Annotated in this window: 6 protein-coding genes; all 6 read left to right on the top strand. The window is 63.6% G+C overall.

Annotated features, from left to right (window positions below):
• Positions 1-37: 37 nt before the first annotated feature.
• The 6 genes from OU416_RS23920 to OU416_RS23895 are packed head-to-tail and all read left to right on the top strand — an operon-like array spanning position 38 to position 18460.
• Positions 38-6247 (top strand): protein kinase domain-containing protein, encoded by a 6210-nt coding sequence (locus tag OU416_RS23920; RefSeq protein ID WP_270929264.1) that lies wholly within the window; start codon positions 38-40, stop codon positions 6245-6247.
• A 33-nt stretch (positions 6248-6280) separates the two neighbouring features.
• Positions 6281-9178: a DEAD/DEAH box helicase gene (locus OU416_RS23915; RefSeq protein WP_270929263.1), complete on the top strand. Its 2898-nt coding sequence runs from the start codon at positions 6281-6283 to the stop codon at positions 9176-9178.
• Positions 9178-13287 (top strand): Eco57I restriction-modification methylase domain-containing protein, encoded by a 4110-nt coding sequence (locus OU416_RS23910; protein WP_270929262.1) that lies wholly within the window; start codon positions 9178-9180, stop codon positions 13285-13287. Before OU416_RS23915 ends, OU416_RS23910 begins: the two co-directional genes overlap by 1 nt.
• 9 nt (positions 13288-13296) lie before the next feature.
• Positions 13297-15135 (top strand): DUF4357 domain-containing protein, encoded by a 1839-nt coding sequence (locus OU416_RS23905; protein ID WP_270929261.1) that lies wholly within the window; start codon positions 13297-13299, stop codon positions 15133-15135.
• Positions 15132-16328: an McrC family protein gene (locus tag OU416_RS23900; protein WP_270929260.1), complete on the top strand. Its 1197-nt coding sequence runs from the start codon at positions 15132-15134 to the stop codon at positions 16326-16328. The genes OU416_RS23905 and OU416_RS23900 overlap by 4 nt, the downstream gene beginning before the upstream one ends.
• 8 nt (positions 16329-16336) lie before the next feature.
• A complete protein-coding gene (locus tag OU416_RS23895) occupies positions 16337-18460 on the top strand; it encodes a UvrD-helicase domain-containing protein (protein ID WP_270929259.1) in 2124 nt (707 codons plus the stop codon).
• Positions 18461-18506 lie beyond the last annotated feature (46 nt).

Genomic DNA, 18506 nt, shown 5'->3' with positions numbered 1-18506 from the left:
AGGTGCGGGGTTATCGATCGCAACTCTGGAGGGGTACGTGCCATCAAATCGGGGCGTTGTGGCGGGGCGCTTCCGCATCCTTGGCCCGATCGGCAAAGGGAACATGGGCGAGGTCCATCGCGCGGCGGACCTCCAGGCCGAACCCGGCTCTCCCGATCACACGGTCGCCCTGAAGCGGATCCTGCGGCAGCGCTCCGGTAGCCCGGTCGACAGCGACGAGAAGCTGATCCACCGTTTCAGCCGCGAAGTGGGGATCATGCAACGGTTGGGACACTCCCATCCCAACCTCACGCACATCATCGACGGCGGCGTCGATGGCGATTTCCCTTATCTAGCAATGGAATACCTCGACGGTCGCACGCTACGAGACCTGATCGAGCAGCACGCACAGTCCCCCATCCCCTGGGCCGCCTCGATCGGAGCGCAGATCGCCGACGGCTTGGCCGCCGCACATAACGAGAAGATCGTCCACCGCGACCTCAAACCGTCGAACATCATGCTGCTGCGCGGAGGGCTGGTCAAGGTCCTCGATTTCGGGATGGGACGCGTGATCGACGCGCCGGACTCGGACCAGATCACCAGCACAGGCACGACGGTCGGCACTGCGCGTTACATGGCACCCGAGCAGTTCACATCATCAGAGGTACTCCCGGCAGCCGACCTTTACGCACTGGGCTGCATTCTCTACGAACTCCTGGTCGGTGTTCCTCCGTTCTACAGCGCCAGCCATGTCGAACTCGCACAGAAGCACATGCGGGACGAGGTGCCCCCGCTGGCCCCGCAGCGCCCGGAACTCCCGGCCGGCATGGTCCGGCTTGTTGAGAATCTCCTGGAGAAGAGCCCTTCACATCGTCCAATCGATGCAACGACGGTCCGCGATGAGCTTCTGACGTGGGCCGAGGGCGACACAACCGTACCAGGATGGGAACAGTTCACACCGCACCACCAGCCGGCCCCATTCGTTCCAGGAGCAGCAACCGAAGACGAGCCTTCGGCACAGGCTCCGGGTTCGGTCATGGATGTTTTCGGAATCCACAAGAACCTTATCAAGGAGTACCGTAATTTCACCGAAGGCGGCACGGTCATCCGGGATGAGAACATCGCCGAATTCGTTCGGAAAGAGCTGGATTCCAAGAAGCAGTGGCCCAACCCGTGGTTGTCGCTCAACCCGTTCTTCGCCTCCGCCGGAACCGTTGGAGAGCTAGCAACGGCGGGAGTACTGCACGAAGAATGCACCCGCATTTTTCAGACAGGAAAAGCAGCGGACAGCACGATCTGCAACGGCAAGCAGATCGTGCTGCACCAGCATCAGCGCGACGCGATCGACGCGGCGCGGTCCGGTCAATCCTACGTACTCACGACCGGCACGGGCTCTGGGAAATCGCTTTCCTACATCGTTCCGATCGTCGACAGAGTCTTGCGGGATCGACGAAGCGGAGTCCCGGACGAGCGCAAGCGGGTTCGCGCGATCATCGTCTACCCCATGAACGCGCTGGCCAACAGCCAGCTCAATGAACTCGACAAGTTCCTGTTGCACGGCTACGGCAAGGGCAACGAGCCGGTGACCTACGCCCGTTACACGGGACAGGAGAGCGACGAACGGCGCAAGGAGATCCAGCAGAACCCGCCCGACATCCTCCTGACCAACTACGTGATGCTGGAGCTGATGCTCACCCGGCCCGACGATCGACGATCGTTGATCACAATGGCCAAGGGACTGGACTTTCTGGTCTTCGACGAGCTCCACACCTACCGCGGTCGGCAAGGAGCCGACGTATCACTTCTGATTCGCCGTGTCCAAGAGGCATGCGGCAGCGATGGCATGCAGTGCGTGGGTACCTCGGCGACGATGTCGACCGAGGGGACCTTCGACGACCAGCGTCATCTGATCGCAAACGTGGCGAGCACGATCTTCGGCACCACTGTCCGTCCCGAGAACGTCATTGGCGAGACCCTGCAACGTGCGACCGAAGACACGCCTGAGGAAGTCCCGGTTTCACGCATCAAGTCCGCTCCGCCCCGTGCGTACGACGAACTCGTGGCGGATCCGCTCGCTCGCTGGATCGAGACGCGTTTCGGTCTCACCGTCGACGAAACCGGCCGTGCAGTCCGGCAGAAACCGGCCCGCATCGAGGACGCAGCCAAGGAACTGGCCGATTCCAGCGGCCGGTCCGAAGACGAGTGCGCCGAAGCGATCCGGCGCACCCTCGAAGCAGGTTCCGAGGTCGAGAACTCGGTGACCGGACGTCCGCTGTTCGCTTTCCGGCTCCACCAGTTCCTTTCCAAGGGCGACACCGTCTATGTCACTCTCGAGGAACCGGGCAAGAGGCACCACACACGGGACTACCAGCGGGTGCTTCCAGGGTCGGGCGGGAAGATCTTGCTTCCGACCGCGTTCTGCCGTGAGTGCGGCCAGGAGTACCTCACTGTGTGGCGAAAGCCGAACGGTGACGGTGCGATCGTCTACGAACCTCGGCGCGATGCCGCGGCATCCGGCGGGAACGCCGAGGACGGTTACCTCTACATCGGCAAGTGGCCGAGCACGGTGCAGGGAGCCGTTGACGACAAGCGATTACCCGATTCGTGGCTCGATCAGGACGAACATGGCTACGCGACCCTTCGCGATTCGCATCGCAAGCGCCTGCCGAGGGCGGTCATCGTCGACGCTCTCGGACACGAAGGAGCGGGTGAGCTGGAAGCCGCGTTCATCCCAGCTCCGTTCGGGTTCTGCATGCATTGCGGTGTCACGTACGAGCAGGTCCGGGGCAAGGACTTCGCCAAGCTCGCCACCCTCGACCAGGAAGGTCGTTCTTCTGCGACGTCGCTGGTCTCAGCCACGATCCTCCGGTCACTGCAGCGCGTAGCGGCACTCCGCCCAGAAGCACGAAAACTCCTGACGTTCATCGACAACCGGCAGGACGCCGCGCTGCAGTCAGGGCACTTCAACGACTTCGTGCAGGTGACGACTCTGCGCGGCGCTCTCTACCGCGCTCTGTGCGAGGCTGGTGAGGAGGGAATCCGGCACGAGGAGTTGCCTTCACTCGTGACGAATGCCATGGACTTGAGCATCGCGGACTACGCGAGGAACGGCGCTGGCGACGTGCGCCCGTCGTTTGTTCGCAACGCAGCCAAGACCCTACGCGACATCATCGCCTTCCGCCTCTACATCGACCTGCAGCGTGGATGGCGTGTCACCATGCCGAACCTGGAACAGACCGGGCTCCTGCACGTGGACTACGAGGACCTCGACTGGGTTGCTGCACGGGAGTCCCTGTGGAGCAAGCGGCACGAGAAGCTCCAGACCGCCGACCCCCAGCAGCGAGCGGAGATCATCCGCACGTTGCTGGACTACCTACGTCGTGAACTCGCCATCGACGTGCAGTTGTTCCGGGAGGAGTTCGAAACCCTCAAGCGAGCGAGCGAAGAGCGACTCACCTCGCCGTGGGTGCTCTCCGACAGCGACCAGCCGAAGATCGCCACCGCATACCCGCGAGGTTCGCGCCCCGGTATGGATCGCACTGGGCTTTTCCTGTCCGGCCGCGGAAAGTTCGGAAAGTACCTGATCCGCACGCACTTCAAGAACCAGATCACCCCTGACGAGGCGCAGGAGATCATCGCAGATCTGCTGAAGGCGCTCACCGAGGTGAACTTGCTGGTCGAGGTCGAGACACAACCGGAGTACGCCAGGCGCTACAAGCGGAGCGGTCCCACGACCACTGGCTACCGCATCGCCGCCCACGCCTTGATCTGGCATGCCGGCTCTGGCAAGTCCGGCGCACACGACCCGTTGAGCCGGACATATGCCAGCGGGGACGGTCCCAAGGTCAACGCCTTCTTCCGGCAGCTCTATCAGACGACTGCCCGGGAACTCGCCGGGATGACGTCCAAAGAGCACACCGCTCAGGTCTCCCCCCAGGAACGCGAGGACCGCGAAGACGCCTTCCGCAAGGGAGAGCTCAAGCTCCTCTACTGCTCGCCCACAATGGAACTCGGCGTCGACATCTCGCAGCTCAACGCCGTACTGATGCGCAACGTGCCGCCCACACCCGCCAACTACGCCCAGCGCAGCGGACGCGCGGGCCGGTCCGGCCAGCCCGCGCTGGTGACGACCTACTGCGCTACCGGGAACAGCCACGACCAGTACTACTTCCGCCGTTCCGAGAGGATGGTCGCCGGTAGCGTGGCCGCACCGAGGCTCGACCTGGCGAACCAAGATCTGGTGCGGTCGCACATCCAGGCGATTTGGCTCGCCGAAACCGGTTTGAAGCTCGGCAAGGCGATCCCCGAGATCATCGACGATGCCATCGACTCTGATGCGGCTACCGCTCCGCTACTTCCGCTCTATGAGCAGATCACCGCGGGAATCCACGCCCCAGCGGCCCAGCAGCGTGCCAGCCGTGCGGCCAACGAGGTATTCGGACCACTTCGCGAGAAGTTCGAGGACACCACATGGTGGCAAGACGGCTGGATCGAGGCTGTCGTGGCCGCCGCACCGCACAACTTCGACCGTGCCTTCGACCGTTGGCGCCGCTTGTTCCAGGCCGCGGTGCTCGACCGGGCCGAGCAGCATCGCCGGATGATGGACTACAGCCTGTCCGAACGCGATCGCAACTTCGCCACCAGCCGCCGCCGCGAGGCCGAGACGCAGATCAGGCTGCTCCGGAACAAGAGCACCGACAGCAAGTCGATCCTCTCCGACTTCAACCCCTACCGCTACCTCGCCAGCGAAGGCTTCCTGCCCGGCTATTCCTTCCCCCGGTTGCCGCTCGCCGCATACATCCCGAACGACACCCGTCGCCTCAATGACGGTGACTACCTTCAGCGGCCACGCTTCCTGGCAATCCGGGAGTTCGGGCCGGGAGCGCTCGTCTACCACGAGGGAGCCCGCTACCAGGTCACCCGCGTGCAGCTGCCCTCTGATGCCTCCGGTGATGTCGACACCACGAATGCAACTCGCTGCGGGGCATGTGGATACCACCACGACGAGCAAGAAGCCGCCGCAAAGTGCCAGTTCTGCAACGAGCCCCTGCGCGAAGCCACCCACGGGCTGCTGCGACTGCACACCGTCTTCACCAAGCGCAGAGAGCGGATCTCTTCTGACGAGGAAGAACGCCGCCGCGCCGGCTTCCGGCTCGTCACCTCCTACCGCTTCCAGGACCATGGCGACCGCCCCGGTCGGCGGGACGCAAGTGTCTCCGTCCAGGACCAGCAGCTGGCACTGCTGAGCTACGGCGACTCGGCGACCGTACGCATCAGCAACGTCGGTCGTCAGCGAGCCCGAGAAGGCGAGCCCGACGGATTCTGGCTTGACCCGGCCAACGGCCGCTGGATGAACGAGCGGGATGCCGCAGAGGCGTCCGGTGACTCCGGCCAGATGCCGGTGGTCGATGCCGATGGGCATGAGAAGCGCCGGAAGAAGCGCGTGATCCCCTTCGTCGAGGACTGGCGCAACATCATGGTGCTCAAGCTCGACACACCGCTGGAAGAAGCAGCGGCCCTGTCCTTCATGTACGCGCTGGAACGTGGCATCGAGGCGGCCTTCGAGCTCGAGGACTCCGAGCTGACCAGCGAACTCCTGCCGCCCGCCGACGGACCGCGAAACAGGATCTTGTTCACCGAGGCCGCCGAGGGCGGAGCCGGCGTACTTCGCCGGATGCAAGCCGATGAAGACGCGCTGGCAACTGCGGCGAGAGCGGCCCTGGAGATCTGCCACTTCGACCACAACGGCAACGACCTGGGCGGACCGGAACCGGAGCGCCCTTGTGCCAAGGGCTGCTACGACTGTCTGCTCGCCTACGGCAATCAGCGCGATCACGGGCTGCTCGACCGGCACCTCATCAGCTCCCTTCTAGTGCGCTTCGCCTCAGCGACAACCGTCGAGACAGGACGCGGTGAAAGCAGGTCCGAACAGCACAAGCGTCTCTGCGCACAGTCGGATACCGATCTGGAACGGAAGTTCATGGACTTCCTCAAACGCCATGGACTCCGGCTCCCCGACGAAGCTCAGACCCTGATCAACGACGCGCTGGCCAGGCCCGACTACGTGTATCGGACCCAGGGCGCATCCGTAGCCGTGTTCATCGACGGACCTGTGCACAACTACCCGAATGTGGCCGAGCGCGACCGAGAAGCCGAAAACCGGCTCTACGACCTCGGTTGGGAAGTGGTTCGCTTTCCCGTCAACGAGAACTGGTCTGAGATCGTCAAGCAGTACCCGAGCTATTTCGGAACCGGCACCTTCAACTGATCCTCGCCCTGGTTTGGAAACGAGACGCTGCTCATGACAACCACCTTCACCCCCGGTTCCCTTGTCTCCACCCGGGGCCGGGACTGGGTCGTGCTTCCGGAAAGTGAAGCGGACCTGCTGGTGCTGCGGCCACTAGGCGGCAGCGACGATGACATCGCCGCAGTCTTCCCGGCCCTGGAAGACGTGCACGGCGCGGAGTTCGAGCCACCGGCACCAGATGACCTCGGGGACTCGCAAGCTGCCGGGCTGCTGCGTTCCGCGCTGCGTATCGGGTTCCAATCGGGTGCGGGGCCGTTCCGATCGCTGGCAGGCATCGCGGTCGAGCCGCGCGCCTACCAGCTGGTTCCGCTGATGATGGCGCTGCGGCAGCACACCGCGCGGATGCTCATCTCCGACGATGTCGGTATCGGTAAGACCATCGAAGCAGGCCTGATCGCCAGCGAGTTGCTCGCACAGGGAAGCGCGCAGCGTCTCGCGGTGTTGTGTTCGCCGGCCCTGGCCGAGCAGTGGCAGGAGGAGCTGCGCACGAAGTTCGGCATCGACGCCGAACTGGTGCTGGCTTCCACGGTCTCCAAGCTGGAGCGGAAGCTGGAACTGGGGCAGTCGCTGTTCGACACGCACCCGCACGTGATCGTCTCCACCGACTTCATCAAATCGACCCGACACCGGGATGATTTCGTCCGGCACTGTCCGGACCTGGTCATCGTTGACGAGGCGCACACCTGCGTGACTGCGGAGGACAAGTCATCGGCGCAGAACCAGCTCCGCTACGAACTGCTCCAGCGCATCGCTGCCGACCAGAAGCGGCACCTGCTGCTGGTCACCGCCACCCCGCACAGCGGCAAGGAAAGCGCCTTCCGCGCACTCCTCGGCCTCGTCCAGCCGGAACTGGCAACCGCGGATTTCGACACCGACAAGGGACGGCAGCTGCTCGCCCGGCACTTCGTGCAGCGCAAGCGTGCCGACGTACGTCAGTTCCTCACCACTGAGGACGGGCTGGCGGACAACAGCCTGCAGGAGACCACATCGTTCCCATCCGATCGGTTCTTCAAAGACGAGACCTACAAGCTTTCCCCGGCTTACCGGGATCTTCTCCAGGACGCCATCAGCTACGCCAGTGAGCGTGTCAGGGCATCCGATGACGGTTCCAAGAAGGAATCCCGGATCGCCTGGTGGTCGGCGATCGCGCTGCTGCGCTCGATCGTATCCTCGCCGCGCGCGGCGGCACAGACGCTGAACACCCGGTCAGGCGCAGCGAACGCGGAGACCGCGGAGGAAGCCGACCGGATCGGAGCTCCGCCCACCAGGGACTCCGTCGACGCCGACAACCTCGAGGGTGCCGACGTCGCTCCCGGCGCCGAGATCACCAGCACCGATCCCCGGCTGCGCGCACTGGCCGACCGCGCCAAAGGACTCGAAGGCACTGCTGCGGACAAGAAACTCGCTGCGCTGCTCAAACATCTCAAAGCGCTGCTCGCTGAGGGGTACAACCCCATCGTCTTCTGCCGCTACATCCCGACTGCGGAGTACGTTGCCGAGCACCTTGACGGCAAGCTCGGCAAGAAGACGGTCATCCGATCGGTCACTGGAACGATCTCTCCGCAGCAGCGCGTGCAGCGGATCGAAGAACTGGCGAAGGAGGTCGGCGACGACCTCGTTGCGCGCCGGGTCCTGATCGCCACCGACTGCCTGTCGGAAGGCGTCAACCTGCAGCACCACTTCGATGCGGTGGTGCACTACGACCTCGCGTGGAACCCGACCCGGCACGACCAGCGGGAAGGCCGTGTCGACCGGTTCGGGCAGAAGCGTGACGAGGTCAAGGTCATCACGCTTTACGGTTCGGACAACGGTATCGACGGCAAGGTGCTCGATGTCCTGATCCACAAGCACCGGCAGATCCAGGAGACCCTGGGGATCTCGGTCTCCGTCCCGGATGCTTCGTCGTCCAGGGTCACCGACGCGATCGTCGAATGGGTTCTGATGCGGAGCAAGAGCCCCGAGCAAGCCGGCCTGTTCGAAATGGACACCCTCGAGCACGCTGCCACCGACGTCGAGGCGGACTGGAAGTCAGCCGCAGAACGGGAACGGACCTCTCGGTCGCGATACGCGCAGAACACGATCCGCATCGACGAGATCGCGCAGGAGGTCGTGGCGATCCGCGACGCGCTCGGCCGATCCGAGGAGGTTCACAGCTTCGTCCGGCGCAGCCTCAAGGCGATGGAGGGGGTGCTGTACGACAACCTCGACGATGGCTTCAGCGTGGACCTCGGATCGACGCCCGCTGGCTTGCGCGATGCACTGGCACCCGTGATCGGCAACGACGTCATCGAGCAGAACAAGCCCGTGCCCTTCCGGGACACGGCTGCCGTCGGCCGCGGCGAGATCGCCCTGGTGCGTACCGACCCGGCGGTGAGTGCGCTGGCCCGTTACGTCCTCAACTCGGCTCTGGACTCGCAGACCGACGGGGCACGTCCGGCTCGTCGCTGCGGTGTGATCCGGACGCGCACGGTATCGACCCGCACCACCGCGTTGCTGGTGCGCTACCGATTCCATCTGTCACTGCCCACGCGCAGTCGCGAGCGGCAGATCGTCGCCGAAGACGTTCGCGTACTGGCGTTCACTGGTTCGCCGGGCAATGCGACTTGGTTGTCCGCTGAGCAGGCCGTCGAGTTGCTCGACGTCGAGGCCGATGAGAACACCGATCCGGCCTTCGCGAAGAACACGATGACGCGAATTCTCACCGAGATCTCGTCCGTGCAGCCGCACCTGGACGCCTTCGGTGAGGAACTCGCCAGGGAACTGCTGAACTCCCACCGACGCGTTCGCCTGGCATCCGGCGAGATCGTCCGCGGTGTCCGCGTCACTGCCCAGAAACCCGCCGACATCCTCGGCACCTACGTGTACCTGCCGGCCTCGGGAGGGGTCGCCTGATGTCCTCCATAGCGCGCAACCAGGTGTTCTCCGCCGTCCACACCATCGGCAGCCTGCTGCCTCCCGACATGCTGGTCCGAATCTCGGAAGGCAAGGACATCTCGGGCAGCAAGCCTGCCGACTACCGCGTCATCGTTTCCCGTTCGATTCGTGATGAGGCCGAACGTCACTGGGACTACCTGCGATCGGTATGGTCAGAACTGCGCGAGAAGCTGCCCTCGGTACCGCAAGCCGAAGTCCCGGCCGACCCACAGGGCCTGGCCATCAGCCAGTGGCTCAAGCCGTTGTTCACCGAACTCGGCTTCGGCGCACTCACTTCGGCCGGGCCCAACGGATTCACCTCCGACGACGGCACTAAAGCCTTTTCGATCAGCCACCGCTGGAACCACGTCCCCATCCACCTCACACCGTGGAACTCCACACTGGACAGACGCGGCGGAGGTGCGGTTCCACCACAATCGCTGGTGCAGGAGATGCTCAACCGCACCGATGCCCACCTGTGGGGTGTGGTCACCAACGGTCGCCAACTGCGCCTGCTGCGCGACTCGAACGCACTCGCCACCGCCGCCTACGTCGAGTTCGATCTGGAAGCGATCTTCGATGGCGAACTGTTCAGCGAGTTCGTGCTGCTCTACCGGCTGCTGCACGTGTCCCGCTTCGAGGTCGCCGACGGTGCGGGACCGGCGACGTGCTGGCTGGAGCGCTGGCGGCTGGATGCCATCAGCTCCGGCACTCGCGCGCTCGACCAGCTCCGCGACGGCGTCGAGGAAGCGATCAAGGCGCTCGGTACCGGTTTCCTGCGCCACCCGGCCAACACCGCACTCCGCGAGAAGGTCGACCCGCAAGCCCTGCACCGAGCACTGCTGCGACTGGTCTACCGATTACTTTTCGTGTTCGTCGTCGAGGATCGCCAGCTACTGCATCCCCGGATCGATCCCAAGGCGAGCCGCGAAACCCGCGAGGCCGACGAGCTGGCCCGCAAACGCTACGCCACCTATTTCTCCACCGCGAAACTCCGCGCTCACGCCCGCCGCCGTCGAGGCACCGCCCACGACGACCTCTACCGCGCACTGCGCCTGGTCCTGGACGCGCTCGGCAATGACAACGGCCGCCCCGAACTCGCGCTGCCCGGCCTCGGCGGCATCTTCGATCACACCGACACCGACACGCCACTCGATGGGCTCACCCTGTCCAACGAGTACCTGCTGGCCGCGGTCCGCTACCTCTGCCAGGTCCGCGACCCCGCGTCGAAGCGGCTGCGCTCGGTGGACTACCGGCACCTCGACGCCGAAGAGCTCGGGTCCATCTACGAATCCCTGCTGGAACGGGTCCCGAAGCACAGCGCGGTGGATCGCGAGTTCAGCCTCGTCGAACTGGCCGGCAACGAACGCAAGACCACCGGTTCCTACTACACGCCGTCGTCGCTGATCGAATGCCTGCTCGACTCCACGCTGGACCCGGTGATCGACGACGCCGTCAAGCGCGGCGAGCTGCGCGCCACCGCCGAGAGCAACCCTGACCCGACCGATCCGATCGTCGACGAACTGCTGTCGCTGACCGTCTGCGACCCGGCGTGCGGTTCCGGGCACTTCTTGCTGGCCGCGGCCCGCCGCATCGCCAAACGCGTCGCCTCGGTCCGTGACCGCAACCCCGAACCCACCGTCGACAGCGTCCGCGAAGCCCTGCACGACGTCATCGCCCGCTGCATCTACGGCGTCGACCTCAACCCGATGGCCATCGAGCTCGCCAAGGTCTCGCTCTGGCTGGAGGCGATGGAACCCGGCAAACCCCTGAGCTTCCTCGACGCCCATCTCAAGGTCGGCAACGCACTGATCGGGGCGACGCCAGCGCTGCTGCGGGATGGGATTCCGGACAAGGCGTTCATTCCTACCGAGGGCGACGACAAGAAGGTCGCGAAGAGCCTTGAACGCAGGAACCACGACGAGCGCGCGGGGCAACTAGGCCTGTTCGACACCGAAGAGGCTTTGTTCACGGTCTCGAACACGTCGCTGGCCGAAGAGACCGCGCGAATCATGAGCGCACCCGCCATCGACCTAGCTCAGATCCGTGCGCAGGCCAAAGCGTATGCGGATCTGGCGAATTCCGCGGACTACATGGACCCATTGCGTCTCGCCAACGCCTGGTGCGCCACGTTCGTATGGATAAAGACCCAGGACTCACCGCGAGCGATCACTCACGACGTCTTCAGTGCTCTAGAAGGCGGCCAGGTCAGTGCCCTGACAGAGACCATCGACGAGATCGAGCGCCTGCGCCGACAGTATCGATTCTTCCATTGGCACCTTGAATTCCCCGACGTGTTCACGGTTCCTGACTCAGGTGCGGCCGAAACAAGCGGATGGTCCGGTGGGTTTGACTGCGTGATCGGCAACCCTCCGTGGGACAGCGTGCAGCTTAAAGAGCAGGAGTTCTTCGCGCAGCGTTCCCCGGAGATCGCCGCGATCGGCAAGTCCGACGTCCGCAAGAAGATGATCGACGAACTCCGCGACGACCCGGACACACAACCACTGTTCCGCGCCTACTCAGATGCGAAGCGCCAGGTCTACGCCGAAAGCCATTTCCTCCGCCGATCCGGGCGCCTACCACTGACCGGGCAGGGAAACCTCAACACCTACGCGGTGTTCGCCGAGACAGCCCGCACCGTCACCGGACCTCGCGGACGCACTGGCGTCATCGTGCCCAGCGGTATCGCCACCGATGCGCGGACGCAGTACTTCTTCAAGGATCTCGTCTCCCACCGCGCGCTGACCGCGCTGTACGATTTCGAAAACCGCAATGGCCTGTTCCCCACAGTCGATTCCCGCATGAAATTCTGCGCGCTTTCAATGGCAAGCCGAGAGGTGCCCGAGGCTACAACAAGATTCGCATTCTTCCTGCACGATCCGGCCGAACTTGACGATCCCGATAAAGCATTCGCATTGACCCCAGAGGAGATCACACTACTCAACCCGAACACCGGCACCTGCCCGGTATTTCGGTCCCGCCGCGATGCTGAGATCATCCTTGGCATCTACCGCCGGGTTCCGATCCTTATCAAGGAACCGGACGAACACGGCCAAGGTGGCAGCAATCCATGGGACGCATCATTCAGCCAGGGCTTGTTCAACATGGGACACGACGCGCGGTTCTTCCACACCCGTGAGGATCTGGAACGCAGAGACTGGATCCTTGACGGAAACGTCTTCACCAAAAGCGACAAGCGAATGCTTCCGCTTTACGAGGCAAAGATGCTGCACCACTATAATCACCGCTGGGCCACCTATGATGCCGAAGGCAATGTTCGAACCCTCGACAACAAACAGAACCCCGACGCCCTAGTATTCCCCCGCTACTGGGTACCCAACGAAGACGTCCTTACCGGCCGACTTGACAAAAATGGCCGTCCGACCCCGGAATCTGGGGTAGCAACCCGATTGGCCAACAAGAAGTGGGATAGAGAGTGGCTAGTCGGATGGCGCGATATCTGTCGATCGACTGACGAACGTACAGCTATACCAGCACTCATTCCTCATTCAGGAGTGGGACACACACTCCCAATCGCCCTACTCCCTGAAAAATGGAAAACTTCAGCCCTACTCATCGCTGCAATGAGCTCATTCGCTTTCGACTTCGCCGCCCGGCAAAAAATCAGCGGAAGCCATCTGGTTTTCTCAATCATTAAGCAGCTGCCATTTCATCCACCGCAAACCCTTGAAGCACACCAGAATTTTACTATTCCCCGAGCCCTCGAACTCACCTACACCGCCCACGACATGGCCCCGTTCGCCCGGGACCTCGGCGACACCGGGACCCCGTTCCGATGGGACGAGGAGCGCCGGTCGGTGATCCGCGCCGAGCTGGACGCGCTGTTCTTCCACCTCTACGGGATCTCCCGTGACGACACCGACTACATCCTCGACACGTTCCCGATCGTCAAACGCAAGGATGAGGCGAAGTTCGGCACCTACCGCACGAAGGATCTGATCCTGGCCGAGTACGACAAGATGGCCGAGGCCGGTCTCACGTTGGAAACCCCGCTGCGGGAAGGTGAGAACTACACCTCCACCGTCACACCACCGCCGGGACATGGCCCGCGGCACCCAGAGCTGTAAGGAGCGTCCGTGAACGAGGAAACCACCAGCGGGGCACCCGCGGAGTACCCTGAATTCCAGCTCAAGCTGCCCTACAACGGGCCGTTGGCTCACGGGCGGATGCTCCGGGAGAAGGGGAACAACGGCGCGCAGCAGTTCGTAGTGTTCGCCGGTTCGCCCGTGCGGCCGGAGGTCGTGCCATCCTTCGCCGCGAATCTTCCCGCTCCGTATCACGTTCGGGAGAAGCTGATCGCGGACAGCGTCATCGTCTCGTCGACCAGCTTCCCGGGTTTCCTCGAGTTCACCGCCGACCACACGTTCGGCTCCCCGTCCTCGGCCGCCGATGTCATCCTCGGTAGCTCGGTGAACGGCTACACGCACTGGAAGACCGCGGACGGCCGCCTTTTGGGCGACTTCTTCGAGGCGACCGGCTCGGGGCCGAACCGCACGTGGCTGGTCCGCGGCTCCAACGTCGCCGGCTGGAATCTGGTTCAACGCATCTGGCGTCCGGACGGCGTCGTCAGCCTGCCCGCGACTCACCTGCGCGACGTTGCTCAGGGCATCAGCAAGGACGAACTGCGCACCATCGTCGACGAGGACTACGACGGCGTCCTCACCTACAACCAGCGTCAGCGCCTCATCGAGGACCTGCACGTCTTTCTCTCCAAGATGAAGCCCGGCGACACCGTGTGCACGATCTCCGAGGGAAGTCTCTACCTCGGCGAGATCACCGGCGATATCCAGCGGACCCGTTCCGAAGGCAACCGGTCGAATCTCCGGCGGCCGGTCGAGTGGACCGAGGTCGGTTACCCCTATGACGAGCTTCCCGAAGAGCTGCAACAGAAGCTCTCGTTCCAAGAGGACGTCGTCGACCTCACGCCGGTGAAAGCGTTCGTCGATGGCCTCGGTCGCAGCGATGCGGAACTCGCTGCCGAAAGCGGTGCCGACGACTCCGAAGCCGACACAGCGGCTCTTGCGGTCCGCCGTGAGCTGGAGCTACCCGATCCGACGCCAGCACTAGCAGAGGAACTCCTCGTTCATGATGTCTCGTGGCTTCAGGAGGTCCGGGATCTGCTGTGGGACGACAAGCAGCTGATCTTCTACGGTCCGCCCGGTACCGGCAAGACCTATCTCGCTCGCAAGCTCGCCGAATACCTCGGCGGTGGCCCGGAGCAGGTCTCGTTCGTCCAGTTCCACCCGTCGTACTCCTACGAGGACTTCTTCGAAGGCTTCCGCCCCCGCGAAGACCCTGGCACCAAAGAGGTCGCGTTCCGCCTGGTCGACGGGCCACTCCGCAAGCTCGCGGACCATGCCTCGCTCGAGGACAACCGGCACCTGCCGCACTTCCTGGTCATCGACGAGATCAACCGGGCGAATCTGGCGAAGGTCTTCGGTGAGCTCTACTTCCTGCTGGAGTACCGGAATCAGTCAGTGCAGCTGACCTACTCCGGGGACAGCTTCGCCTTGCCGCAGAACCTGTTCATCATCGGGACGATGAACACCGCGGACCGGTCCATCGCGCTGGTCGACGCGGCGATGCGGCGACGTTTCTCCTTCGTCGAGCTGTCCCCGAGCGTCGAGCCCACCAGCGGTCTGCTGCGTCGGTGGCTCGCCAAGCATAACCACGCTCCCCAGCCCGCAGACCTGCTCGACGAGCTCAACAGGCGGATCCGCCACTCCGAGTTCCACATCGGCCCCTCGTATCTGATGAAGCCGGGAACCTATCGAGACGGCGGACTCGAACGCACCTGGCGCACGAAGATTCTCCCACTGCTCGAGGAACACCACTACGGCGAGGAAGTTGACCTCGAGAAGCGATACGGCCTTGCCGCCTTGCGTTCCGCACTCGGTGCCGACACGTCATCATGATCACGCTGGAGCTCACGGAAAACGCCCCGGCGCACACGGTCCCGCTACCCAATGCAGCTGGACAGGCCCTGGCGCGCAGCGGCATCGTGGAGGCGACGCCTGATCCTGATCTGCCCGGTCACTGGCGGGTCCGTGCCGTCGGCAAGATCGGTGCCGCACACATCAGTGCAGGTGAGGACTCCGTGGTCGTGCGCATCGCACCGAAAGTGCCGATCGCCCGGATCCTGTTTCTGCTCGGCTATCGCCGCAACACACGGTTCTGGCTCGACGACCCGGTGCCCGCGGATCAGGAGCAAGACCTGCTGTCCGCGATCGCACATCTTTACGCGGCGCAGGCCGAGAATGCCATCCAGCAAGGTCTTCTGCACGGGTATCGGGAGCGAGACGAGACCTCCACTGTCGTACGCGGCCGGCTCCGTCACGGCGACCAGCTCCGCATCCACCACGGCCGGCTGTTGCCGCTGGAACTCACGCACGATGACCACACCACCGACATCACTGAAAATCAGCTGCTGACCACGGCTGTCAACACGCTGCTCCGACTGCCCGTCGAGCTACCCGCAGACGTCCGGGTCCGTCTTCGCCGTCTGCAGCAGCGCTTCGCCGAAGTCACTGTGCTCCCCCGTGGTCAGCGGCTTCCGAGTTGGCATGCCACCAGGCTCAATGCCCGCTACCACCAGGCACTGCAGCTTGCTGAGCTCATTCTGCTCGGAGCATCGATCGAGTACCGGCCAGGCGACTTCACCGTCCACGGGTTTCTCGTCGACACAGCGAAGCTCTTCGAAGACTTCGTGACCGTCGCGTTCCGCAGGGCCCTCGCCGGCTCCCCTGGCCACAGCGTCCTTCAGGCGGTGTGCCGGCTTGACGAGGGAAACGCGATCTCCCTGAAACCCGACTTCGTGCACTACCGACCCGACGGGACACCGGCGGCGGTTGCCGATGCCAAGTACAAGGTCGAGCACCCCACTGGCTACCCGAACGCCGACGTGTACCAGCTGCTGGCGTACTGCGTCGCACTCGACCTCGGCGAAGGACATCTCGTCTATGCCAAAGGAAGCGCGCCTGTCGCAACGCATCACATCAGACACGCAGGGATCACTATTCATCAACACGCGCTCGAACTCGATCAACCTCCAGCGCGGCTGCTGGACGATATCGATCTGATCGCTCGGCGGCTCATCGGAAGGGACTGAACACACCCATGGCCCAACTCGCCTTCGCCAACAGCTTCTGGGAGACCTACGACAGGCTTGAGAAACCGGTCAAAGCGGGCGTACGCAAGGCGATGGCGAAGTTCCAGCAACTGCCGATCGCGGAGCTGTATGCCGACAAGGGCCTGCATCTGGAGTCGGTTCACAACGCCCGTGACCCGCGGATGCGGACGATCCGCATCACCGACTTCTGGCGCGGGGTCGTGCTCGCCCCCGACGACGGCAGTGACATATTCTTGCTGATCAACGTGTCATCACACGATGATGCCTACGACTGGGCGGCGAAGCAGCTTTTCACCGTCAACACCGCGACCCGTGGCCTGGAAGTCCGCAACGTCGTCGCGATCGAGCAACTTACGCCGACGTTGGCCGCCGCGGCGTCTGAAGCTCCAGAGCTGTTGTTCGAGAAGCATTCGGACACGGTGCTGCGTGGTCTCGGTATCGACGACCAGGTTCTGAGCGCCGCGAGGATGATCACCGGCGAGAAGCAGCTGGACGCATTCGGCCACTTCCTCCCAGAAGATCAGTTCGAGGTTCTGCAGTACCTCGCGGAGGGTTTCTCTCCGGACGACGTCTATCACGAGATCGTCGCCAGCAGACGTCCCGCCGACTCTGGCTCCACCGTCGATGACAGTCTGTCGATGGCCATTGTCAACACCCACAGTCGCATCACGTTGGTGAGCGGCCCCGAGGAACTCGAAGAAATCCTTAGCAAGCCCTTCGCATTGTGGCGGGTCTACCTGCACCGTTCGCAGCGCCGGGTCGCCTACCGGCGTTCCTACAATGGCTCGGCACAGGTCACGGGCGGGCCAGGTACCGGCAAGACCGTTGTCGCGCTGCACCGAGTCAAGCACCTGCTGTCGCAGAACCCCGAGGCACGGATTCTGCTGACAACCTTCACCAACGCACTCGCGTCAAGTCTGTGGGAGAACCTCCAGAGACTGCTCGACGACGACCGGCTACTCGACCGTGTCGAGATCACCACTGTTGATTCACTGGCCAATCGTGCCGTGCGTGAAAGCACCGGCAAAGGGCTCGCACCGATCAACGACGTCGAGGAACGCCAGCTCTGGCGCCGGGTTGTCAACAAGCTTACGTTGCCGTGGTCGGAACAGTTCATGATGCAGGAGTACCGGCACGTCATCCTCGCACAGGACATCAGCACCGAGGCCCAGTACCTCGCGGCGAAGCGACGTGGTCGCGGTTCACAACTGCGCGGCGAGCAGCGCAAGCTGGTGTGGCGCGGCGTCGAGGAGTTCCTGGCCGAACTTGACCGGAGGAACAACAAGACCCACCTGCAGATTTGCGCTCAGGCTGCCGATCTCATCAGCGATGAGCAGCGGTTCGATCACATCGTCGTCGATGAGGCGCAAGACCTGCATCCGGCTCAATGGCGACTGTTGCGGGCAGCCGTTCCGACCGCTCCGGATGACCTGTTCATTACCGGTGACCCGCACCAGCGAATCTACGACAACCGAGTATCGCTGCGTTCGCTAGGCATCAATGTGATCAGTCGTAGCAGCCGATTGCGCCTGAACTACCGGAGCACCGCCGAGATTCTGTCCTGGTCAACGAAGCTGCTGGGGTCCGAACCGGTCGAGGATCTCGGCGGCGACGGTTCCGATAGTTTGGCCGGATATCGTTCGCTGTTGAGCGGCCGCCGACCACAGGTAATGACCTACCCTTCCGAGAACGAGGAGGTCACGGCGCTCGCCGAACAGATTCGCTCGTGGACCGACCAGGGCGTGCCGACCAACGAGATCGCGGTGTCTGCCCGCTTCAACGTGCTGCTCGACAAGGTGGCAGAACGGCTGAATGCCGACGGCCTACCGACGGTCCGGGTAAAGAACCGCCCCCGCGCGGAGGACAACGGGGTACGGCTGGCGACCATGCATGCGATGAAGGGGCTTGAGTTCCGGTGTGTGGCTGTCGTCGGTGCAACAGCCAAAGCCGTCCCGTTCGACAAGGACATCACGCCGGAAGAGCTCGACCCCCAACAGCACCGCAATGATCTGTTCAAACAGCGCTGTCTGCTGTTCGTCGCCTGCACCCGTGCCCGGGAGGAGCTGACCGTGTCCAGCAGCGGCACTCCGAGCCCATTTCTCCCGGCGTGATGCCGATCGATGCGGGGGTGGCCAGAGTTGTTCACCCCCGCATCGC

The sequence above is a fragment of the Saccharopolyspora indica genome (assembly GCF_027853965.1).
Classification (GTDB): Bacteria; Actinomycetota; Actinomycetes; order Mycobacteriales; family Pseudonocardiaceae; genus Saccharopolyspora; species Saccharopolyspora indica.
The sequence above is the reverse complement of the archived record's forward strand: the minus strand, read 5'-3'. Positions and strand labels throughout refer to the sequence as shown.

Coding starts and splice junctions, on each gene's coding strand:
- OU416_RS23915 (WP_270929263.1), top strand. CDS start 6,281: ATGACAACCACCTTCACCCCCGGTTCCCTTGTCTCCACCCGGGGCCGG.
- OU416_RS23910 (WP_270929262.1), top strand. CDS start 9,178: ATGTCCTCCATAGCGCGCAACCAGGTGTTCTCCGCCGTCCACACCATC.
- OU416_RS23900 (WP_270929260.1), top strand. CDS start 15,132: ATGATCACGCTGGAGCTCACGGAAAACGCCCCGGCGCACACGGTCCCG.
- OU416_RS23895 (WP_270929259.1), top strand. CDS start 16,337: ATGGCCCAACTCGCCTTCGCCAACAGCTTCTGGGAGACCTACGACAGG.